This is a genomic window from Desulfuromonas sp. DDH964 (genome assembly GCF_001611275.1).
In the GTDB taxonomy this organism is placed as follows: domain Bacteria; phylum Desulfobacterota; class Desulfuromonadia; order Desulfuromonadales; family DDH964; genus DDH964.
In genome coordinates, this window is record NZ_CP015080.1 from 899943 (window position 1) to 922524 (window position 22582).

16 protein-coding genes and 1 pseudogene are annotated in these 22582 nt (G+C 63.7%); 8 read left to right on the forward strand and 9 right to left on the reverse strand.

Features of this window, described 5'->3' with window-relative positions; translation table 11 throughout:
- Position 1 precedes the first annotated feature (1 nt).
- The 5 genes from glnE to gatC form a co-directional block, all read right to left on the reverse strand.
- Complete coding sequence (gene glnE / locus DBW_RS04030) at positions 2–3184, reverse strand: bifunctional [glutamate--ammonia ligase]-adenylyl-L-tyrosine phosphorylase/[glutamate--ammonia-ligase] adenylyltransferase (RefSeq protein WP_066724581.1); 3183 nt, start codon at positions 3182–3184, stop codon at positions 2–4.
- A gap of 3 nt (positions 3185–3187) precedes the next feature.
- A complete protein-coding gene (gene mtnA, locus DBW_RS04035; RefSeq protein ID WP_066724583.1) occupies positions 3188–4234 on the reverse strand; it encodes an S-methyl-5-thioribose-1-phosphate isomerase in 1047 nt (348 codons plus the stop codon).
- A gap of 17 nt (positions 4235–4251) precedes the next feature.
- Positions 4252–5703 (reverse strand): Asp-tRNA(Asn)/Glu-tRNA(Gln) amidotransferase subunit GatB, encoded by a 1452-nt coding sequence (gene gatB / locus DBW_RS04040; protein ID WP_066724587.1) that lies wholly within the window; start codon positions 5701–5703, stop codon positions 4252–4254.
- Between the two features lie 66 nt (positions 5704–5769).
- Positions 5770–7230 (reverse strand): Asp-tRNA(Asn)/Glu-tRNA(Gln) amidotransferase subunit GatA, encoded by a 1461-nt coding sequence (gene gatA / locus DBW_RS04045; protein WP_066724591.1) that lies wholly within the window; start codon positions 7228–7230, stop codon positions 5770–5772.
- Between the two features lie 42 nt (positions 7231–7272).
- Entirely contained in the window at positions 7273–7560 is a 288-nt protein-coding gene (gene gatC / locus DBW_RS04050) for an Asp-tRNA(Asn)/Glu-tRNA(Gln) amidotransferase subunit GatC (RefSeq protein ID WP_066724595.1), read from the reverse strand.
- Between the two features lie 200 nt (positions 7561–7760).
- Here gatC and DBW_RS04055 point away from each other — a divergent pair, with 200 nt between their 5' ends.
- The 7 genes and pseudogenes from DBW_RS04055 to DBW_RS04085 all read left to right on the forward strand — a co-directional run.
- A complete protein-coding gene (locus DBW_RS04055; RefSeq protein WP_066724598.1) occupies positions 7761–8411 on the forward strand; it encodes an OmpA family protein in 651 nt (216 codons plus the stop codon).
- A 125-nt stretch (positions 8412–8536) separates the two neighbouring features.
- A complete protein-coding gene (locus DBW_RS04060) occupies positions 8537–9334 on the forward strand; it encodes an MIP/aquaporin family protein (RefSeq protein WP_082820171.1) in 798 nt (265 codons plus the stop codon).
- Positions 9335–9344: 10 nt separating this feature from the next.
- Entirely contained in the window at positions 9345–10127 is a 783-nt protein-coding gene (locus DBW_RS04065) for an SDR family oxidoreductase (RefSeq protein WP_066724603.1), read from the forward strand.
- A gap of 26 nt (positions 10128–10153) precedes the next feature.
- The gene (locus DBW_RS04070) at positions 10154–12571 is read left to right on the forward strand and encodes a glucan 1,4-alpha-glucosidase (RefSeq protein WP_066724606.1); all 2418 of its coding nucleotides are present in this window, start codon (positions 10154–10156) and stop codon (positions 12569–12571) included.
- A 123-nt stretch (positions 12572–12694) separates the two neighbouring features.
- Positions 12695–15262 carry a bifunctional lysylphosphatidylglycerol flippase/synthetase MprF gene (gene mprF / locus DBW_RS04075; protein ID WP_066724608.1) on the forward strand — a complete coding sequence of 856 codons (2568 nt, stop codon included), beginning with the start codon at positions 12695–12697 and terminating at the stop codon, positions 15260–15262.
- On the forward strand, positions 15259–16668 hold the full coding sequence (locus DBW_RS04080) for an AcvB/VirJ family lysyl-phosphatidylglycerol hydrolase (RefSeq protein WP_066724611.1): 1410 nt from the start codon (positions 15259–15261) through the stop codon (positions 16666–16668). The genes mprF and DBW_RS04080 overlap by 4 nt, the downstream gene beginning before the upstream one ends.
- Before the next feature lie 77 nt (positions 16669–16745).
- Positions 16746–16970, forward strand: a pseudogene (locus DBW_RS04085) (DUF1003 domain-containing protein); the annotation flags it as partial.
- Between the two features lie 90 nt (positions 16971–17060).
- On the opposite strand, the gene DBW_RS04090 reads toward DBW_RS04085, so the two are convergent.
- Complete coding sequence (locus tag DBW_RS04090; RefSeq protein ID WP_066724616.1) at positions 17061–18248, reverse strand: molybdopterin molybdotransferase MoeA; 1188 nt, start codon at positions 18246–18248, stop codon at positions 17061–17063.
- A 64-nt stretch (positions 18249–18312) separates the two neighbouring features.
- Complete coding sequence (gene mobAB / locus DBW_RS04095; protein WP_066724620.1) at positions 18313–19416, reverse strand: bifunctional molybdenum cofactor guanylyltransferase MobA/molybdopterin-guanine dinucleotide biosynthesis adaptor protein MobB; 1104 nt, start codon at positions 19414–19416, stop codon at positions 18313–18315.
- 194 nt (positions 19417–19610) lie between these two features.
- On the opposite strand from mobAB, the gene DBW_RS04100 reads away from it, so the two are divergent.
- Positions 19611–20567: an IS1595 family transposase gene (locus tag DBW_RS04100; protein ID WP_066723977.1), complete on the forward strand. Its 957-nt coding sequence runs from the start codon at positions 19611–19613 to the stop codon at positions 20565–20567.
- A 31-nt stretch (positions 20568–20598) separates the two neighbouring features.
- Here DBW_RS04100 and tatA read toward each other — a convergent pair whose 3' ends face one another.
- Both tatA and DBW_RS04110 read right to left on the reverse strand, forming a co-directional pair.
- Positions 20599–20793: a twin-arginine translocase TatA/TatE family subunit gene (tatA, locus tag DBW_RS04105; protein WP_066724622.1), complete on the reverse strand. Its 195-nt coding sequence runs from the start codon at positions 20791–20793 to the stop codon at positions 20599–20601.
- Positions 20794–20966: 173 nt separating this feature from the next.
- Positions 20967–22349, reverse strand: a complete 1383-nt coding sequence (locus DBW_RS04110; protein WP_066724624.1) for a tetrathionate reductase family octaheme c-type cytochrome — start codon at positions 22347–22349, stop codon at positions 20967–20969.
- Positions 22350–22582: the final 233 nt, after the last annotated feature.

Here is a 22582-nt window from a genome sequence, read left to right on the forward strand (position 1 = left end):
GTTATTCCGGGGTTGGCGTCGCCGCGCCGAGATATTGTTCAAAGACCCTGCGAATCTCCTCAGTGATGCGCCGGTAGTCGGCCAGGAAGAGATCGGCGGGATGGCGCGGGCGCTCGGGGTAGCCAAGGCGCCGGGCGAGGCGCAGCAGGTAGTCCCGCTCACCGGAGAGTTCGTTGATCGACTGGTCATGGACCAGGCGCAGCTTGTTTTCCAGGCGCCGCAGGAATTTATAGCCGCTTTCGAGCACGAAGTAGTCCGCCGCGCTCAGAATACCTTCTTCATTAAGGATGTGCAAGGCCTGCAATGTGTTGGTGGTGCGCAGTCCGGGATGGCTGCCGCCGTAGAGGAGCTGCAGGTACTGGACAATGAATTCGACATCGACCATGCCGCCGCGGCCGGTCTTGATGTTGAAATGTTCGACCCCCTCCCGCGCAATTTCCGCCTCCATGCGGCCGCGCAAGCGGTAGATCTCTTCTTTAAGGCCGTCGGGGACCGGGCGGTCAAAGACACAGCGCCCGATCAGCTGGTCGACGCGGGCGGCGAGGCTCGGTGCACCGGCCACGGCGCGGGCCTTGGTCAGCGCCTGGCGCTCCCAGAGCTGCGCTGAACCGTCATGGTAGCGCTCGAAGGCGGCGAGGGAGGTGACCAGCGGTCCCTGGTTGCCGGAAGGGCGCAACCGGGTGTCGATCTGGTAGACCGTCCCTTCCCGGGTCATCAACGTCAATACCGAGATGATCCGCTGGGCGAGGCGGGAGAAGTACTCCTGGTTGCTCTGCTCGCGGAAGCGTTCCGGGTCGCACCCCGGGCCGGGGGCGGTCTGGCCGTCCCCCTCGTAGATGAAGATGATATCGAGGTCCGAGTGGTAATTGAGCTCCTGGCCGCCGAGCTTGCCCATGCCGACAATGGCGAATTGGGCCTCTTCGCCGGTCGCCTTGGCGATCGGCAGGCCGAAGCGTGGCAGCAGCTCGCCGCGGGCGATGGCCAGGGCCTGTTCGAGGCAGACCTCGGCGAGGTGGGAGAGCTGCAATGTCCCCTGCCCCTGGGGAGTGTGGCCATGGATGTCGCCGATGGCGATGCGCAGGAACTCCTCGTTGCGAAAGCGGCGCAGGACATCGAGCTTCTGTTCATAGTCGACCGCGCTATCCATCAGCTCCGCCAGGTTCTGCGCCAGGGTCGTCCGGTCCTTGAAGGGGGCGGCATAGGAACGGGAGACCAGGGAGTCGAGAATCTCCGGGTGCTGGATGAAAATCCGTGACAGGAACTGGCTGGTGCCGAAGAGGGAGACGAGGAGCTGGATGATCCCTTTGTTCTCGTCGAGGAGGGCGAAGAAGGTCGCCCGTGCCCGCAGAGCGCCGAGAAAACGCTCGAGGTTGAGCAGCGCCATTTCCGGTTCCGGGGAGTCGACCACCTCCTGCAGCAGGAACGGGGCGATCCGTTCGAGGTGGCGGCGGGCCCGGGGGGTCAGAAAGGAATGGGGCGCGCCGCGCAGCAGCTGCAGGCTCTCGAAGGCGGCATCGGGATTCTTGAAGCCGCGCTCTTCGAGGATGTCCTTGGCGAGGTCGCTGTCGGCATTGGGGTCGAGGAGGAAGGCGATTTCGGGGCGGACCTGGTCGCGACTCTCCTCCTCGCTGGTGTAGAAGAGGTCATGGTAGATCGCCGCCACCGCCTGGCGATGGCGGTCGAGTTCGCAGCGGAAGGCGGGCTCGTCGGCAAAGCCGCAGCGCCGGGCGAGGGCACGCAGTTCATCGCTCTTGACCGGCAGATTGTGGGTCTGGCGCTCCTGCACCACCTGGATCCGGTGTTCGACGGTGCGCAGGAAGATGTAGGCCTCGCGCAGGGTCTGGTGCTCTTTCGCCTTGATCAGGCCTTCCTTGAGGAGCAGATCAAGGGCCCTGAGGCTGTTCTTCTCGCGCAGCGAGCGGTTCTTGCCGGCGTAGATCAGCTGCATCGCCTGGATGAAGAACTCGATCTCGCGGATCCCCCCCTGGCCGAGCTTGAGGTTGAGTTCCCCCTCCCGCTCGCGGGTCAGGCTGCGGTCGATCTTCTGCTTCATCAGCTTGATATCCTCGATCATCGCGTAATCGAGGAAGCGCCGGTAGATGAAGGGCTCAAGATCCCGGAGCAACTGCTCACCGAGGGTATGGCTGCCGGCCACCGGTCGCGCCTTGAGCATCGCCGCCCGCTCCCAGCTCTGCCCCCAGCTCTCGTAGTAGACTTCGGCGCTGCGCAACGAGTTGGCCATCTCGCCGTTGTTCCCCTCCGGGCGCAGGCGCAGGTCGACGCGAAAGACGAACCCGTCCTCCGTCGCCTGGCCGACGGCCCGGGTGACCAGCTCCCCCAGCTTGCAGAAGTAGTTGTGGAGCGGAATGCTGTTCTTTACCTTCCCGGCGGCGTCGGGGACCCCGGTGCTCTGGCCCCGTTCCGAGGTGTAGAAGTAGATCAGGTCAATATCGGAGGAGAAGTTGAGCTCGCGACCGCCGAACTTGCCCATGCCGAGGATGGTGAATTCCGCCTCCAGCGGGCAGCTCTCCGCCACGGATGCGAGGAGCGGCGCCCCATGCTCGGCCCGCAGTTGCCGGTCGCAGACCTCGTAGGCACGCTGCAGGGTGGCGGCGGCGAGGGCGGAGAGCTCGGCGGTCACCGTGGCGAGGTCGGCGAGGCCGCAGAGATCGCGGCTGCCGATGCGCAGGATCTCGCGGCACTTGAAACGGCGCAGCCCCTGCTGCAGGGTGGCGAAGTCGACCTCCAGGGCGACCCGTTCCCGCAGCTCGGTGAGCATCGTCGCCTCGTCTTTGGCGCGCTCGATCTCGCCGCCGGGAAAGAGCTCCTCGAAATAGACTGGTTTGCGGCAGAAAATACTGGTCAGAAAGGGGGAGGCACCGAGAACGGTCAGCAGGCGCCGGGCGGACACCGCATCCTCAAGCTGGGGCCGCAGGGTGTTGATTGGGACGACGTTGCCAAGCCGCTCCAGGTTGTTCAGCGCCAGGTCGGGGTCGGCGCAGTCGCGGGCGATTTCGACCAGGGACGCCAGCAGCGCCGGGTCGGCGAGGAGGTCGGAGAGGAGCAGGAGGTTGGCGGCGGTCTTGCGGCTTTCGGCAAAGCCGAGGCGGGTCGCCAGCGTCGCCAGGGCGGTTTCATTGCGCGCGGCCTTCTGCAGGGCCTGGCTGATCTCGGTCCGATCCATCGCTCAGGCTCCCTTGACCAGCTCCTGCAGCCGCTTCTCGTAGTCCCCGGTGGCGACGCCGCGCTCGGTGATGATCGCCGTGATCAGTCGCGCCGGGGTGACATCGAAGGCGGGATTGCGTACCGCGACCCCGGTCGGCGCGAGCTGGACGCCGGCGGCGGTGTGAGTCACCTCCTGCGCCGCGCGCTCCTCGATGGGGATGGCGCTGCCGTCGGCGAGGTCGAGGTCGACAGTCGAGGTCGGCGCCGCGACATAGAAGGGGAGACCGTGCTCCCTGGCCAGCACCGCCACCGTGTAGGTGCCGATCTTGTTGGCGGTGTCGCCATTGGCGGCGATGCGGTCGGCGCCGACAATCACGCAGTCGATCGCCCCCTGAGCCATCAGCGCCCCGGCCATGTTGTCACAGATCAGGGTGACCGGAATTTCGTCCCGTTGTAGCTCCCAGGCGGTGAGGCGCGCCCCCTGCAGCCAGGGGCGGGTTTCGTCGGCGAGGACCGCGACCTTCTTCCCCGCTTCGACGGCAGCGCGGATCACCCCCAGCGCCGTCCCGTAGCCGGCGGTCGCCAGCGCCCCGGCGTTGCAGTGGGTGAGGATGCGGGCGCCGTCCGGGATCAGTTTCTCCCCGAAGGCTCCCAGCGCCCGGTTGCGGCGCTCATCTTCGGCGGCGATTTCCAGCGCCTCGGCCAGCAGCCGCTCCTTGAGATCGATGCCGGCCAGCTGCCGATGCTCCCGGGCGCACCCCTTCATCCGCTCCAGCGCCCAGAAGAGGTTGACCGCGGTGGGGCGGGTCGCGGCGAGTACCGCGCAGACCTGGTTGAACTCGGTCTGGAACTCGTCGAAGGAAGCGGCGAAGATGTCGCGGGCGCCGAGTGCCGCGCCGAAGGCCGCCGCCACCCCGATCGCCGGCGCGCCGCGCACCACCATGGTGGTGATCGCCGTGGCGACTTCGCGGTAGTCACGGTAGTCGAGCCAGACCTCCGCCGTGGGCAGCAGGCGCTGGTCGAGCATCTTCAGGGTGTCGTTTTCGAAGAGGATCGGCTTGATCGACATGGTTTCCCTCCCGTCCCTCATCCCTGCAGTTTCTTTTTCAGCAGCTCGTTGACGGCGGCCGGGTTTGCCTTCCCTTTGCTCGCCTTCATCACCTGGCCGACGAAGAAGCCAAAGACCTTCTCCTTGCCGCCGCGGTACTCCTCGACCTGCCCCTGGTTGGCAGCGAGAATCTCGTCGATGATCGCCTCGATGGCACCGCTGTCGGTGACCTGCTTCAATCCCTGCTTCTCGATGATTTCATCGGCGCTCTCGCCGCTCTGCCACATCGTTTCGAAGACCTTCTTGGCGATATTGCCGGAGATGGTGTTGTCATCGATGCGCTTCAACAGGCCGGCAAGGAACTCCGGGGTGACCGGGCAGGTGGCAATGCCGATCCCGGCATTATTGAGGCCGCGGGTCACCTCCCCCATCACCCAGTTGGAGCAGGCCTTGGGGTTGTTGTGGCGGGCCACGCAGGCATCGTAATAGTCGGCGACCGCCCGTTCGGCGGTGAGGACCTCGGCGTCGTAGCGGGGAAGACCGTAGTCGCTGATGAAGCGCTGCAGGCGCGCCGTGGGGAGCTCCGGCAGCGCTGCGCGAACCCGTTCGATCCACTCCCCATCGACCACCAGCGGCACCAGGTCGGGGTCGGGGAAGTAGCGGTAGTCGTGGGCCTCCTCCTTGCCGCGCATCGAGCGGGTGGTGCCGGTGGTGGGGTCGTAGAGACGGGTCTCCTGAATTACCTTGCCGCCGTCCTCGATCAGCTCGGCCTGGCGCTCGACCTCGTACTCGATCGCCTGCTTGATGAAGCGGAAGGAGTTGATGTTCTTCAGCTCGGCACGGGTGCCGAATTCTTTCTGCCCCCAGGGGCGGATCGAGACGTTGGCGTCGCAGCGGAACGATCCCTCTTCGAGGTTGCCGTCGCAGATGTCGAGGTAGACGACGATCTGGTGCAGTTTCTTCAGGTAGGCGATTGCCTCGTCGGGAGAGCGCATGTCCGGCTCGGAGACGATCTCCAGCAGCGGGGTGCAGGCGCGGTTGAGGTCGACCAGGGAGTTGCCGGCGCTCTCCGGGCTGTCGCCGTGGAGAAGCTTGCCGGCATCCTCCTCCATGTGGATGCGGGTGATACCGATCCGTTTCCTGCCGCCGGCCTCGGTCTCGATGTCGAGGTGGCCATGCTCGCAGATCGGCAGCTCGAACTGGGAGATCTGGTACCCCTTAGGGAGGTCGGGATAGAAGTAGTTCTTGCGGGCGAAGATCGAGCGCGGGGCGATCCGGCAGTTGGTCGCCAGCCCAGCCATGATCGCATTCTCCGCCACCTGCCGGTTGAGGACCGGCAGCGCCCCGGGCAGGCCGAGGCAGACCGGGCAGGTCTGGGAGTTGGGAGTGTTGCCGAAGCGGGTCGAGCAGCCGCAGAAGATCTTGGTGCGGGTGGTGAGCTGGACATGCACTTCCAGGCCGATGACGATTTCGTAATTGCTGGTAGTCATGAAGTTGATTCCTGTGGTTTTTCATAGATCCCATTTGTCTTATGGGACCCATGGGACTGATGGGACCTATGAGAGTTCCGGCTTGCGCTTGTGCCATTCGGTCGCCTGTTCGAAGGCGTAGCCGCTGCGCAGCAGGGTCGCCTCGTCGAAGGGCCTGCCGATCAGCTGCAGACCGATCGGCAGCCCGTCCGCGGTCGCGCCGCAGGGGAGGGCGATGCCGCAGGTGCCGGCGAGATTGACCGGGATGGTGAAAATATCCGAGAGGTACATCTGCAGGGGATCGGCGGTCTTCTCACCGATCTTGAAGGCGGCGGTCGGCGCCACCGGGGTGAGGATGACGTCGACCTTTTCGAAGGCGTCGAGAAAGTCCTGGCGGATCAGGGTGCGGACCTTCTGTGCCTTGAGGTAGTAGGCGTCGTAGTAACCGGAGGAGAGGGCGTAGGTGCCGAGCATGATGCGGCGCTTGACTTCGGTACCGAAGCCGGCGGCGCGGCTGGCACTGTACATGTCGATCAGCCCCTGGCCGCGGTCGACGCGCAGCCCATAACGGACGCCATCGTAGCGGGCGAGGTTGCTCGAGGCCTCGGCGGTGGCGATCAGGTAGTAGCAGGCGACGGCGTAATCGGTGTGCGGCAGGCTGACCTCGACGATCTCGGCGCCGAGCTGGCGATAGGTGGCGATCGCCGCCTCGACGGCGCTGCGCACCTCGGGGTCGAGGCCGTCGATGAAATATTCCCGGGGCAGGCCGATGCGCAGCCCCTTGACACCCTTTTTCAGGGTCGCCCCGTAGTCGGGGACCGGAGTGTCGACGGAGGTCGAATCGAGGGGGTCGAAGCCTGCCACCGCCTGCAGCATCAGGCTGCAATCCTCGACGTCGCGGGCCAGCGGCCCGACCTGGTCGAGGGAGGAGGCGTAGGCGATCACTCCGTAGCGGGAGACCCGGCCGTAGGTCGGCTTGAGACCGACTACGCCGCAGTGGGCGGCGGGCTGGCGGATCGAGCCGCCGGTGTCGGTGCCGAGGGTCGCCGCCGCCTGACACGCGGCGACCGCTGTGGCGCTCCCGCCCGAAGAGCCGCCCGGGACGCAGGCCAGGTTCCAGGGGTTCCTGGTCGGCCCGAAATGGCTGTTCTCGTTGGAGCTCCCCATGGCGAATTCGTCCATGTTGAGCTTGCCGAGCAGGATCGCGCCCTGGCTGCGCAACCGCGCGACCGCGGTGCCGTCGTAGGGCGGCACGAAGTTCTCGAGAATGCGCGAGGCGCAGGTGGTGCGCACACCGGCGGTGACGAAGATATCCTTGAGCGCCAGCGGAATGCCGGTCAGCGGCTGGGCTTCGCCGGCTGCCAGCAGGTTATCGGCTGTCGCCGCAGCGGCCAGGGCCTGCTCGCCGCAGACGGTAATAAAGCTGTTGAGCTGCGGGTTGCTGGCCTCGATCTGCATCAGGTAGGCGCGGGTCAGCTCGAGGGCGGAGATACTTTTGCTGCGCAGCTGCTGGCGCAGATCGTGGATAGGCAGATCGATCAGGTTCATAAAGGCTCCGAAACATTACCCGGCTGGACGGGGGAGGGGACGTTACTCGATCACACGGGGGACCCGGAAACAGTCCTGGGCCGCATCGGGAGCGTTGGCCAGTGCCTTGCCGGCGCCGATCGAGGGGGTCACGGTGTCGTCCCGGAACGCGTTTTCGAGGGGAACCGCGTGGGCGGTCGGGACGATGCCGGCGGTATCGAGCTGATTGAGCTTGTCGACGTAGCCGAGAATGGCGTCCATTTCACCGGTCAGGGCCGCCAGCTCTTCCTCGGCGAGGGCAAGGCGGGCGAGGCGGGCGACGTGATCGACTTCGGCACGGCTGATTTTCATGGGGTGCTCCTTGGTTTGGCTGCGGCAGGAATTTTAAACCGTTAAGTTAACACGGGATGTGCGGCCTGTTCAAGCTTTCAGCGTCTTTCACCAGCAGGAAAAGGGTTGCTTTCCGGCCCCGCGGTGGTACCGTTTGATATGGAAGTTTAAACCACGACACCGGCTATTGCCGGTCTCAACCCGGAAGGAGACAACACGGTATGAACAGGCTCATAGTGAGCATTGGAATTGCGGCGATCCTGGCTCTCGGTTGCACGGCGCCCCAGACCAAAACCGGGCAGGGGGCCATGATCGGCACCGGCGTCGGCGCGGCGGCTGGTGCCGGGCTAGGCCAGGCGATCGGCGGCAACACCAAGTCGACCCTGATCGGCGCTGGAATCGGTGCGGTCGTCGGTGGCCTCGCCGGAGGATCGATCGGCAAGTATATGGATAACCAGGAGGCGGCGATGCGCCAGCAACTGGCCGGCGTCGAAGCGGCCAACGTGCAACGCAATGCCAACCTGCTGGCGATCACCTTCAAGTCCGACTTCTTGTTCGACCTCGATTCGGCCCAGCTCAAGCCGGGCGCCTACGATGAAATTTCCCGGGTCGCCCAGGTCCTGGTCCAGTATCCGCAGACCAACATCCTGATCGCCGGCCATACCGACAGCAGCGGCGCCGAGGCCTACAACCAGCAGCTCTCCGAACGTCGCGCCCAGGTGGTGATGAACTCCCTCGCTGGCCAGGGCGTCAACCCGGCGCGCCTGACCACGATCGGCTATGGCGAGAGCCGGCCGATTGCCGACAACAACACCGAGGCCGGTCGCCAGCTGAACCGCCGGGTGGAGATCACCATCGCCCCGCAGCAATAATTAAATTGATGCGGCAAGTTTCAACCGCAATCGCGCGAACCCTCCGGCCGTTGGCCGGAGGGTTTTGCTCGGCCCGGGTGAAGAAGAGTTTGGTAAATATGCCCGGTGCCTGAGGGTAGCTCCCTATGGAAGATCCTGGCCGACCAGTCCCCTGGCTGTTGTTCGGCGCAGAGTTTCTCGGCACGGCATTGCTGGTCGGTATCGGCCTGTCGCTGGTCATCCTCAATTTTGGTGCGGGGAGCCCGGTGGTCGGCTGGCTACCGGATCCCGGCGACCGCCGACTCCTCACCGGGTTCCTGTTCGGCACCACCGGCGCCCTGATTGCCCTTTCGCCCCTCGGCCGGGAGAGCGGCGCACACATCAACCCGGCCGTCACCCTGGCATTCTGGCTGATGAAGAAGTTGCGCGGCTGGGATGCCCTCGGTTATCTCCTGGCGCAGTTGACCGGTGCCCTGCTCGGCGCCTGGCCGTTGCTCCTCTGGGGGCGCATGGGTCGCAGTGTCGCTTTCGGGGCGACGCTTCCCGGCGCTGGCTACGGCATCTGGGCAGCGTTGCTCGGGGAGGTCGTGACCACCTTCTTCCTCATCACCGGTTTGTTCAGCTTCCTGCGGCATCCCTCGCTGCGACCCTTCACCCCTGCACTCTTCCCCTTCCTCTACGCGGTCATGGTTTTCCTTGAAGCACCAATGTCCGGCACCAGCACCAATCCGGCGCGCAGCCTTGGTCCCGCCGTCATCTCCGGCGCCTGGCAGGGGTGGTGGATCTATTGGCTCGGGCCCCTGCTGGGGACGTTGCTGGGGGTGGCCGCCTTCCACTTGTCCGGTTTTGATCGGTTGCAGATCGAAGTCGCCAAGCTCTACCATTTCGGCCATGACCGTTACGGCGTATTTCACCCCAGACATCATCCTCGGCAGCAGAAATGAAAGGACAACCATGAACATCAGACTTGATGGCAAACGGGCTCTCGTTACCGGTGGCAACTCGGGTATCGGCGCGGCGATCGCACTGGCCCTGGGCGAAGCTGGAGCCCGGGTGGCGATCAACTATGTCGCCGATCCGGCAGCGGCAGAGCAACTGGTGGCACAGATCGAGAGGGGGGGCGGCAGCGCCCTGGCAGTTCAGGCCGATGTCGCCGACCCCGGCGCGGTTGCCGCCATGTTCGCTACCATCGATGCCGCCTGGGGCGGGATCGACATTCTCGTCAACAACGCCGGTATCGATGGCGCCCGCGCCCTGAGTTGGGAGGCCGATATCGCTGCCTGGCGCAAGGTGATCGACGTGAACCTTGTCGGTGCCTTCTGCTGTGCGCGTGAAGCATCGCGGCGGATGGTGAAGCAAAAGAGCGGGGTGGTGCTCAACCTCAGCTCGGTGCACGAAGAGATCGCCTGGTCCGGTTACAGCGCCTATGCCGCCAGCAAGGCGGCGGTCGGCATGTTGACCAAGACCCTGGCCCAGGAGGCTGCCCCCTTCGGGGTACGGGTGCTGGCGGTCGCGCCGGGCGCGATCAAGACGCCGATCAATCGTCCGGTCTGGAGCGATCCGCAGAGTCTGCAGGATCTGCAGGAGAAGATTCCGCTGCAACGGATCGGCGAGCCTGCCGAGATTGCGCAGATGGTCGTAGTGCTGGTCTCTGAGGTTGCTTCCTACGTGACCGGCTGCACCGTTTTTGTCGATGGCGGGATGACCGACTATCCCGACTTCGCCCATGGCGGGTGACCCGGCCAACACTGAAAGGGAATGCGATGAAAAGTCTTGAACGTTACGCCCCGGGCTGGCCGGGGATCCCGGCACGCTGGACCTCCAGCGCCAAGTCGGGGGTCGGTACCGCCCTCGGGAGTCAGAGCCGGGTCTGGTTCACCCTCAGTCACGGCATCTTCAATGAAATCTATTATCCGCGTATCGATCAGGCCTGCGTGCGCGACTGTGGGATGATCGTCACCGCCGGCACCGACTTCCTGTCAGAAGAAAAACGCGACGCCGACTCCACGGTCACCTGGCTGGCTCCGGGTGTCCCGGCCTTTGCCGTCGTAAATCGCTGCCGCCAGGGGCGTTACCGCATTGAAAAGGAGATTCTCGCCGACCCGCATCGGGACGCGATACTGCAACGGACCCGCTTCATCGCCGAGCAGGGCAAGATTGAGGATTATCGCCTGCACCTGGTGCTGGCGCCGCACCTCGGCAACCAGGGGGGCGGTAACAACGCCTGGCTCGGGGACTACAAGGGGCTGCCGATGCTCTTCGCCGATCAGGACGGTATCGCCCTTGCGCTCGCCTGCTCCGTCCCCTGGTTGCAGCGTTCGGTTGGCTTTGTCGGGGTTTCGGACGGTTGGCAGGACCTGCTCGCTCACAACCGCATGACCTGGGACTACACTCGGGCCAAAAACGGTAATGTCGCTCTCGCTGCCGAACTCGATCTGGCTGTCGGGAGTGGCGAATGTCTGATCGTCCTCGGTTTTGGTAGCAACTGCGCCGAGGCCGGTAATCGTGCCCGGGCCGCGTTGCAGAGTGGCTTCGCGGCGGCGCAGGCGGACTATGGCAAAGGCTGGCAGAACTGGCAAAAAGAGCTCCTTCCCCTCGACCCGGAGGGAGGAGAGCAGAACCTCTACCGGGTCAGTACCGCCGTGGTGGCCCTCCATGAGTCCGGTAATTTTCCCGGCGGGCTGATTGCCAGCCTATCGATCCCCTGGGGCTTCAGCAAGGGCGACAACGACCTCGGCGGCTATCACCTCGCCTGGCCGCGCGATCTGGTGGAGTCGGCAGGCGGGCTGCTGGCGGCTGGAGCTGCGGCCGAGGTGCGTCGGGTCCTTGCTTTTTTGCAGGCCACCCAGGAAGCGGACGGCCACTGGGCGCAGAATATGTGGCTTGACGGGTCCCCCTACTGGAATGGCATCCAGATGGACGAGACCGCCCTGCCGGTCCTCCTGGTCGACCTGGCCCGGCGCGAAGAGGCGTTGAGCGCTGAGGCGGTGGCGCGCTTCTGGCCGATGGTTCGTGCCGCCGTCGCCTACCTGATACGCTGCGGGCCGGTCAGCATGCAGGACCGCTGGGAGGAAGACCCCGGTTATTCGCCCTTCACCATCGCCGCAGAGATCGCCGCCCTGCTGGCGGCGGCGGAACTGGCCGAGCTGCAGCAGGAAGCGGCCATTGCCGGCTACCTGCGCGAGACTGCCGATGTCTGGTACGCGGCGATCGATCACTGGATGTACGTCACCGATACCGACTGGTGCCGGCAATTTGAGGTGGCCGGTTATTACGTACGCATCGCTCCGGTCGAGAGTGAAGACGGTGTGTCGCGCTTTCAGCAGAGCATCCCGGTCAAGAACGTCGCTCCCGATCAGGCCGAAAGTCCTGCCTGTCACCTGATCAGCCCCGACGCCCTGGCGCTGGTCCGCTTCGGGCTGCGGCGCGCTGATGATCCGCGCATCCTCGATACGGTCAAGGTCGTCGATGCGTTGCTCCGGACCGAGACGAAGCAGGGTCCGGTCTGGCATCGTTATAATGGCGACGGCTACGGCGAGCATGCGGACGGCGCGCCCTTCGACGGAACCGGCATCGGCCGCGCCTGGCCGCTTCTGACCGGCGAACGGGCCCATTTCGAACTGGCGGCAGGACGCGAATCCGAGGCCCGGCGGTTACAGGTGGCCCTGGAATCGTTTGCCGGCGCCGAAGGCCTGCTTCCGGAGCAGGTCTGGGACGCGCCCGATCTGGCGGAGCGCGAACTCTGGTTCGGGCGCCCTTCCGGTTCGGCCATGCCGCTGGTCTGGGCGCACGCCGAATACCTCAAGCTGCTGCGCTCCCTGCACGACGGGGCCGTTTTCGATCTGCCGCCGCAGACGGTCCAGCGCTATCTGGTCGACAAAACCACTGCCGGCCATGCGGTGTGGCGCTTCAATCACAAGCTGCGCACCCTGCCGGTCGGGCGGACGCTGCGCATCGAGACGCTGGCGGCTGCGGTCGTTCACTGGAGTCAGGACGCCTGGGCGACCACCGCGGATGCCAGGACCCGGGATGGCGGGTTGGGGATCCATCTGGCCGATTTGCCGACCGCCGCCCTGCCGGCGGGAACAGCCATCTTGTTTACCCTCTACTGGCCTGATACGGGAAACTGGGAAGGGACCGACTTCATGATCCGGATCGAAGCGCGGCCTGACGGCGGTTGAAATTCCTGTTCGGTCGGAGGCACCCCGAGCTGCCTCCGGTGTGCAGTGGCGCCAATGGGGTCGGCACTGCACTAGTCATTGTTTCCGACCGTTCCATTGCCTGAAAGGGAGGACTGAACCAGAATGTCCCCGGTCCACCAAAAATCCGCCCTCGCGCATCGCCTGCTCCCGCTCCTCGCCCTGATCCTGTTCGCGGTGGCGCTCTGGGTGTTGCATGATGTCCTGCGCCAGATTCACTACCAGCACGTTCTCGTTCAGCTTCGCGCTATCCCCGGACGCCGGATCTTTGCCGCGCTGGGGCTGACCGTGCTGAGCTACCTGGTCATGACCGGCTACGACCGGCTGGCGCTGCGCTATGTCCGGCATCCGCTGCCACCGGGGAAGGTGACCCTGGCCGCGTTTGTCAGCTACGCCTTCAGCAATACCATCGGTCTCTCGCTGCTGACGTCGGGGTCGATCCGCTACCGGCTCTATTCGGCCTGGGAGCTGTCGGCGGAAGAGATCGCCCGTCTGGTCGCCTTCACCACCCTGACCTTCTGGCTCGGGATCATTACCGTTGCCGGCGGGATCTTCGTCGCCCTGCCGGTGGCGTTGCCGCTGACCGAAAAGCTCCCTTTCGCATCGAGCTGGCCCCTCGGCCTGCTGTTCATCGCCCTGGTGGCCGGTTACCTTGCTACCGTCGCCTGGCGCAAGGAGCCGTTCCGGTTCCGCAGCTGGGAGCTGCCACTACCGTCCCTGCGTCTGGCCGCGGGGCAACTTCTGGTCGGGTCCCTCGACTGGCTCCTGGCCGGAAGTGTCCTCTTTGTCCTGCTCCCCGCCGCCTCTCCCCTCAGCTTCTGGCAGTTTTTGGGCATTTTTCTGCTCGCCCAGGTCGTCGCCCTGATCAGCCATGTCCCCGGTGGCCTCGGCGTCTTCGAGTCGATGATTCTCCTCTCGGCGCCGGGGATTCCCCCCGCGACATTGCTTGGGGCGATGCTGGTCTACCGGGGGATTTATTACCTGCTCCCCCTCGCCCTGGCGACCCTGCTGCTGGCCGGCAATGAACTGCTGCAGCGTCGGCGCCTGATCGGGCAGGCGGTGCTTCTGGCAGGGCGTTGGGGGAGCGCCCTGATGCCGCAGCTGCTGGCGGCGGCCACTCTGGTCAGCGGCGCGGTGCTGCTCTTTTCCGGGGCGACCCCGGCGCTGCCCGGGCGTTTGCACTGGCTCAAGGAGATGGTCCCGCTGCCGGTCATCGAACTCTCCCACTTTTTTGGCAGTCTGGTCGGAGTCTGCCTGCTGCTGCTGGCGCGCGGGCTGCAACGGCGGCTCGATGCTGCCTACCTGTTGGCTGCCGTCCTGCTCGGCGTTGGCAGCCTGTTGTCACTGTTGAAGGGTGGCGATTACGAAGAAGCCCTGCTCCTCGGGCTGATGCTGGCGGCGCTCCTCCCCTGTCGCCGCCACTTCTACCGCAAGGCCTCCCTCTTCAGTGAGCCCTTCAGCGTTGGCTGGGGGGTGACGGTCCTGCTGATTCTGGCGAGTTCGGTCTGGCTCGGAATCTTTGCCTACAAACATGTCGCCTATCGCCAGGAGCTCTGGTGGCATTTCGCCCTGCTTGGGGATGCGCCGCGGTTCCTGCGGGCGGCGGTCGGCGCCAGCACCCTGTTGCTGGTGCTGGCCGTGACCCGCCTGTTGCGGCCGGCGTCCCGGGACCCGGATCGCCCCGGTCCGGCGGAGATCGCTCGTGCCCGGGAGGTTATTCGCCAGGCGCCGGAGACCCTGGCCAACCTAGCCCTGCTTGGCGACAAAGCACTTCTTTTTCATGAGGCGGCGCCGGGGTTTGTCATGTACGGGGTGGAGGGGAGTTCCTGGGTCGCACTGGGGGACCCGATCGGGGCCCCGGACGGGGCCGCCGAACTGGCCTGGGAATTCCGCGAGTTGGTCGAACGGCATGGTGGCGAACCGGTCTTTTACGAGGTCGGGACCGCCATGCTGCCGGTTTATCTCGACATGGGGCTGACCCTCCTCAAACTCGGGGAAGTGGCCCGGGTGCCGCTGGTCGACTTTTCCCTGGAAGGGTCCGCAAGCAAGGGACTGCGCTATACCTACCGGCGCCTGACCCGGGAAGGGTGTGAGTTCGAGGTGGTGCCGGCGACGGGAGTGCCCACGCTGCTACCGGAGCTGCGGCAGATCTCCGACGCCTGGCTGGCGGCGAAGAAGACCCGGGAGAAGGGATTTTCCCTGGGACGGTTCGATGAGGACTACCTGTTGAATTTTCCGGTTGCCGTGGTCCGGCGCCAGGGAGCGGTGATCGCCTTTGCCAACCTCTGGCCGGGCGCCGATCACCAGGAACTTTCCATTGACTTGATGCGCTTCGCTTCGGCCGCACCGAGCGGCGTCATGGAATACCTCTTTATCTGTCTGCTGTTGTGGGGACAGGAAGCGGGCTATCAGCACTTCGATCTCGGCATGGCGCCGCTCTCCGGCATGGAAAACCGCCCTTTCGCTCCGCTCTGGAACCGGCTCGGCGCGGTCATCTTCCAGCATGGGGAACACTTCTACAACTTCGAGGGCCTGCGCGAGTACAAGGAGAAGTTTAATCCGGTCTGGGAGCCGCGCTATCTTGCCTGCCCCGGAGGCCTGGCGCTGCCAAAAATATTCCTCAATGTCGCGGCGCTGATCAGTGGTGGACTTAAAGGAGTTGTCAGCAAATGAGTAGGTTGGTATTGCCTGTCATCGTTTTTTTGCTCTATGCCGCCACCGCTCTCGGCGGAGAGAAAACTCTTCAATACGGTCCTTTTGGCACACTGACCCTTTATCAAAACCGCCCCCAGCCGAGCCACGTTGTTCTCTTTGTTTCCGGCGACGGCGGGTGGAACCTGGGAGTTGTCGATATGGCGCGCAGTCTGGCTGGTCTCGACGCTCTGGTGGTCGGTATCGATGTCACTCACTATCTGCGGCAACTCGCCAAAAGGAATCAAACTTGCTCCTATCCCGCTGCAGATTTTGAAAACCTGTCAAAGTTTGTCCAGAAAAAGCTCGGTTTTGATCGGTATCGCACGCCGGTACTGGTCGGTTATTCCTCGGGGGCTACTCTGGTCTATGGCCTGCTGGCACAGGCGCCTCCAACCACGTTTCGCGGCGCCATCTCTATGGGGTTCTGCCCGGACCTGCCGCTGAACAAACCCTTCTGTGTCGGGAATGGACTTAAGAGTGAGCCCTACCCCAAAGCTCCGGGATACCAATTTCTTCCTGCCACGACCTTGGCAGTTCCCTGGATCGCCTTTCAGGGGGCGAGCGACCAGACCTGCGCTGCCGAGAACGTAGCAACTTTTGTCAAGCAGGTCCGCGGCGGTGAGTTGGTCCTCCTGCCCAGGGTTGGGCATGGTTTTGCGGTTCAGCAGAACTGGCTGCCCCAGTTCCGGGATGCTTTTGCTCGGTTGGTGCGGAATGAGGTGCCTGGATCAGCCGCGCCGCCGGATGCGGGCAGTCTCAGCGACCTGCCGGTGGTCGAACTCCCGGCGCAGGGTGCGGCTACCGGCCTGCTGGCCGTTCTCCTCAGTGGAGACGGTGGCTGGGCTTCCATCGATCGGGAGGTCGGGGAGCGTCTGGCCGCCAGGGGGATTGCCGTGGTTGGTCTGAACAGCCTGCAATATTTCTGGACACCCCGCACCCCGGAGACGGCGACCCGGGATCTGGTCCGTCTCCTGCGGCACTACCTTGCTGACTGGAACTGTCAGAAGGTGGTGCTAATTGGCTATTCATTTGGGGCCGACGTGCTTCCGTTCATGCTCGCAAGGTTGCCAAAGGATCTGCAGCAACGGGTCGCGGTCGTTGCGTTACTCGCCCCCGGCCGGAATGCCAGTTTCGAATTCCACCTCAACGACTGGCTGGGAGGGAAGAACCCGGCAGAATTGCCGATCGCTCCGGAACTGGCGAAGCTGAAGGGGACAAAAGTGCTCTGTCTCTACGGTGAGGAAGAGCAGGAGACCCTCTGCCGCGACCTCCCTCCGGGAGACGTCGGGCTCCAGCCCCTGGCACTGGGCGGAGGTCACCATTTCAATAATGATTATGTCCGGCTCGTCGAGTTGATCTTCACTGCGGCTCAATCCGGCCAGTAAAGAGACTTCTCTTCTTGCCCGGGTGTTGAAACATTCCGCAACTCCTACAAAGGAAGGTGCCCCATGACCAGAAAATCATCGCCGCCCTTCAGGCGCCGGTCATCATGATGAGCCAGGGCCGTCAGGAAACCCGCGACCGGCTCCATGCTCAGCGCGATTGCCAGATTAACCTGAAGGCCGAGCTCGAAATTCGTCACCTGCACCAGAAACTCGACCATCTCTTCTCCCACCAATGGGAACGACTGGTCGAGGTCCAGGATATCCAGCTGGAACTGATCAACGAGGTTCGGGCCAGGCACTAGGGGGGAGATTTCCCCTCGCAGTCGACCCAACGCAAACGCCCCCCGAACATTTTGTCCGGGGGGCGTTAATTTTATTTGGGAACCAGCCTGTTACAGCACCAAAACTTCCACCCGTTCCCCGGCGGACAGCGAATCGGTCCCGGGCGGAAGGGCCAGCAGGGCGTTAGCACCCTGAATGCTGCGGTTTTGACCCGAGCCCTGGCGACCGGAAACACTCACCTGGTACTCCTCCCCATCCCAGTCGAGATGACACCAGAGAAAGGCCTGGCGGTTTCCGCCTCCCTTGACGGCGGCGGTCAGTCTCGCCTTGCGGGTAACGGGCCGGGCTTCGGCTTCGCCGGCAAGTTTGCGCAGTGCCGGTTTGACAAAGAGCTCGAAGGTGGCGGCGGTGGCCGCGGGATTGCCGGGGAGACCGAAGACCGGGGTCGTCCCGATGGTGCCGAAAAGAACCGGTTTCCCGGGTTTGATCGCAACTTTCCAGAAGCGGCGCTGGAAACCGTGGCGGTTCAGGCTCGCCTGGACATGGTCTTTTTCGCCCACCGAAACACCGCCGGTGGAGAGAAAGAGGTCGGCCTGGAGACCGGAGCGGATCGCGTTCTCAAGACCATCGGGGGTGTCGCGGGCGATGCCGAGGGGGAGGGGGTCACAGCCGAGTTCCTTCAGCCGCGCTACCAGCAGGTGCAGGTTGGAGTTGACGATCTGGCCGGGTCCCGGGGTTTCCCCCAGCTCAACCAACTCGTCCCCGGTGGAAAGGATGGCGACGCGGGGCCGCGGATAGGTGCGCACCCGGGTGATGCCAGCTGAAGCGAGCAGGGCGATTGCGCCCGCCGCCAGGCTGGTGCCGGCCGCCAGCAGCTGGTCCCCCTTGTGAAACTCCTCGCCGCGGCGGCGAACGTGTTGCTCGGGTTTTGGTTGCCGCGTCAAGCAGACCAGGTTCTCCTGCTGCGTCGTCTCCTCCAGCGGCACCACGGTGTCGGTCCCCGCCGGCAGGGGCGCGCCGGTGGTGATCTGGATGATTTCACCGGGAGCAATCGTGCCCGGGTGCGGGTGTCCGGCAAAACTGCTCCCGACCAGCTTCAGGGTGGCGCCTGCCTCTTGCCCGGCAAAGGCAAAGGCATAGCCGTCCATGGCCGAATTGTCGGCCGGGGGCAGATCCCAGCGCGCCAAAATCCCTTCTGCCAGCACACTTCCGACCGCCTGGTTCAGAGGCAGTTCCAGCGGCGGCAGCGGCTGGACGGTCTGCAAAACCATCTCGAGCGCAGCGTCATAGTTGAGCATTTCGATCTCCAGTGCAAAAGGTCAGAGGAACCGGGTCTGTCCCCGGAACCGGACTCGCGGTGGTTCAGGCCAGGAAGCGGGCGACGATCAGGTCGACGAGGCCGCGGGCATCGTTGAGGTCAAGAACCGGGACGTCGAGTTCGAGAGGCTGGTCGCTGGCTACCGCGAAGAGCTGCGGATCGTGCGCCTCGCCGCGGCAGAGCAGGGGCTCGCCACAGGCCTGGCGGTGGACCTCGATCTTTGGCATCGCGTTGCGCTTGAAGCCCTCGGTGAGGACGATGTCGAGGCCACTGCAATAGGTGGCGATGGTTTCCGCCAGGGACGGCTCCGCCCCCGGCGGGTTCTGTTTGACCATGGCGATCTGGGCTGGGGAGGTGATCAGCATGGTGTCGGCGCCGGCCTGGGTCAGGCGCCAGGAATCCTTCCCCTCGTGATCGATGCTGAAACTGTGGGCGTCATGCTTGATCGCGCCGACCCGGTAACCGCGGGCTTTCAGCTCGGTGATCAGTTTCTCCAGCAGGGTCGTTTTGCCGGTGCCGCTTTTGGCGACAATGGAGACAACCGGTGGGGTCATCCGTTCCTCCTGGGCCCGGGTGTACTGCTCCGGGGTGTTGAGATTGGTCAAACTGCGCTGCCAACCCGGCGGCAATTGCTCTCCGTCGAGGACGTTGAGGCGCAGCTGTGTATAGAGTTCGTTGATTCGGAAGCGTCCCTGGTTCAGCTGCGCTTCCATCAACGCCAGGCAGTTCTTGTGGTAGAGCGCGAAAACCGGCTCGTAGCCGTGGGCCGTGCGCGGCACCACGGCATCGGCGCCCGGGCGGAGACGCAATAGCGCCTCGACGATCCGTTGGTCGGGAAAGGGCATGTCGCAGGGAACAACGAAGATCCATTCGGTGGCCGCGGCGCGCAGCCCGGTGTGGATTCCGCCCAGCGCGCTGCCGGGATAGTGGTCGGCGAGCGCCGGAACCTCCGGCCGGGCGAGATCGGGGCGGTCGCCGGCGATCAGCACCCGGGGGAAGTAATCCTGCAACAGGGCGAGGGCGCGCTCGAACAGGGGCTCACCCTGCAGCTCCAGCAACGCCTTGTCGCGGCCCATGCGCCGGCTCTTGCCCCCGGCCAGCAACACGCCGGTGACATCGTGATATCTCTCTTTGGGGGAATCCTGCATCGGTCGTCCACACTGAGCGCCGGACCTTCGCGCTCAAAATGAGACACCCCGCAGGAATCCGATTGGCGGGGTGTCGTGTCTTGTTCTCAATAGTTTTCCTGATTAGGTCTGATTCTCAGCTATGACACATTCTGTCGCACAGGGAGCATAGAGTTTGGCCATGGAACTCATGAATAACAAGGAGGTTAGCATCCATGGCCATCAATCGTATCCAGTTCCAACCGGGGCTGAGCTTGGCTGATTTTCTCAAAGACTATGGTACGGAGGCCCAATGCGAGGCGATCCTTGAGCACTCGCGCTGGCCCCAAGGATTTGTCTGTCCAGCATGCGGTGCAAGCCGCGCGGTCCAGTTTCGGCGAGGACGGTCGAACATCTTCCAGTGCTGTCGCTGCCGCAAACAGATCTCGCTGATCTCCGGAACGATTTTCCATGGGAGCAATCTGCCGCTGACCCAGTGGTTTCTGGCCCTCTACTTCATGACACAAGGCAAGTCCGGCCTGTCGATGCTGGAGTTGAGACGAATGCTGGGTTTGAGCTACAAAGCGGCTTGGCGGCTCAAGCACAAGCTCATGCAGGCGATGTTCGAGCGCGAAGAGACAACGGTTCTGGCCCAGCGGGTCGAGATCGACGACGCCTACTTGGGCGGGGAACGCTCCGGCGGTAAGGTTGGTCGCGGTTCGGAGAACAAAGTTCCCTTCATTGCGGCAGTGGAGACCAGTCACGAGGGCCATCCGCTGCGAGCTGTTTTTAGCCGGGTGACGACCTTCAGCAGCCATGACGTTGATCAATGGGCCAAGAATCACTTGGCACCGACGGCGCTGGTCGTTTCTGATGGCCTGAATTGCTTCCGCGCCGTCACCAAGACTGGGTGCTACCATCAGCGAGAGGTGGTTGGTGATCAACGCAGAAGTACCGACATGGGCTGCTTCCACTGGATCAACACCATCCTGGGCAATCTTAAGACGGCCATGGCCGGAACGTATCATGCGTTTGACTTCGACAAATATGCGCATCGCTATCTGGCCGAGTTTCAGTACCGGTTCAACCGGCGGTTCGATCTGCGCAGCATGCTGCCAAGACTGCTGTTCGCCTGTGTCTCAATCGGCAAGCGGCCCGAGGCCTGGCTTCGCCGAGCTGAGAATTGGACCTAATCAGGATAGTTTTTGTCGGGCAGCGTTAGAGTCAGTCGTCCTTCTTGTCCTCAATCGTCCCGGTCTTCTCTTCTTTTTGCGCCTCTTCGTCGTCCTTGATCCCTTCCTTGAAGTTACGCAGACTCTTGCCGAGCGCGCCGCCGACCTGGGGGAGCTTGCCGGCTCCGAAAATAACCAGCACGAGGACAAGGATGATAATCAGTTCCTGGGTTCCGAGACCGAACATGGCGTGACTCTCCTGAGCAAAGGGTTGAGCGAATGATACACGCCTCCCGGGAAAAGTGCAAACGTATACAATATCGGGCCGTTGCTGCTATCTGGTTAAAAAAAGGGGCCGGCCGAAGCCGGCCCCAGGAGGCAGGGAACCGTCATTCCCTGGTGTGACAAGGTCTGCTGTTGCTACTGCTTGCGGGCGAATTGGGGGTTGTCAATCGGGTCGCCACCGAAGCCGAGGCCGTTCCAGTCCATGCGGCCGTTGTCGCCGTGGCAGTCGAGGCACTTAAGGGCCTTCTCCTTGGGCGCGACCTGGTGGTCGATGCGCCAGTACATGGCGGTCGGGGCGAAGCCGTATGCGCCACTGTAGGGGAGGCCGGTCGACGTCATACCGATTTTCGCCGCGCTGGCCCAGTCGAAGGTCGACCAGAAGCCATCCTTGCCGTAAATGTGGGCGGTAATCAGGATGTTGTTTTTCGAATCATAGATCTGTTTCCCCGTATGCACCTTGAAGGGATAGATCTTGGCGCTGGCGTCCTTGATGTCGCCGAGGGGGTAGGTGAGCCGGGTCACCTGGGTCGGGTCGATCTTTTCACCGCGCAGATAGAGGCCGGACTTGCCGTTGAACCAGGCGTAGGTCGGAACGACGTTCTTCTTCCAGGTCAGGGTCCCCATGGTCTTGCGATAGGTGACGTTGGCCTTGGTGGAGAGCTTGACGTCCTGGCCGGCCGTCGACCAGTCCCAGTCCATCTGGGTCGGCTGCTCGCGGGCAAATTCGGGGATGTGGCAGGTCTGGCAGGCGACCGTGGCAGTGTGCCGGTTCAGACGGCTCTGCCGGTGGGGGGCCGCGTCATGGCAGTTGATACAGCCGAATTCGCCCTTGCCGTCGGCCGAAGTCGCCATGTTGGCGCCGGAAATCTGGTGGTTGCTTGTCTCGTGACAGGTCTGGCAGGCGAAGTCCTGGCCGTCGGGGGACATGTGGACATCGAGGCTCTTGTCGGGGTACTCCATGGTGGAGTCGAGGTCGCCGTGCTTGACCGAGTCGCCGCCGCCACCGAAGAAGTGGCAGGTCCCGCAGTTGTAGCGGACCGGCTTGCCGACGTTCTGGGCGATGTTGAGGATATCGACTTCCTTCTCAACTTCACCGGCATTGTCGCCATCTTTGTGGTAGGTGCCGGTGGTGTCGTGGCAGACCAGACAGTCGACCTTGGTCTTGTCGCTGAAGTCGAAGCTCTTGTCGCGCCAGCCGTAACCGATGTGGCACTCGCTGCAATGGACCCGGTTGGTCGAGGTCGAGGTGCAGAAGTTGTTGAAGGCGTTGAGCTTGCCGAGATCAACCTCCTTGCCGTTGATCACCTGCTTGCGGGTCCAGGTCCAGTGGGCGGTCTGCATGATGGCGGTGGCTTCGGTGTCGTGACACTTGAGACATTGCTTGGTGGCGTCTGAACCCGTTTCGATCGGTCCGGTGATCAGCTTGGAGTGATCGACCGCCAGGGCCGGCAGGGCTGTCAGCAGGACGGCGGCTACCGCGACCAGGGTAATTTGCCAATTGCGGCTTGGTCTGTTCATGATGAGCTCCTTTGTTCGAAAAATTGGTGGTGTGGGGTGAACTTGACTGCTTTTTAATCAAAAGTTGGGTTCAATTCCCCGCAGCTTGCTGCGCGATTTTTACTAAGGGTGTAGGCTGTTGATACCCCGTAGCTTGCTGCGGGGTAGTTCATTCCAATAATATGTATTTTCGAATATACTGCTGCGAAACTTGCCGCAACCTGACCAACCCGCTGCCTTTGCCCACGGCTAAA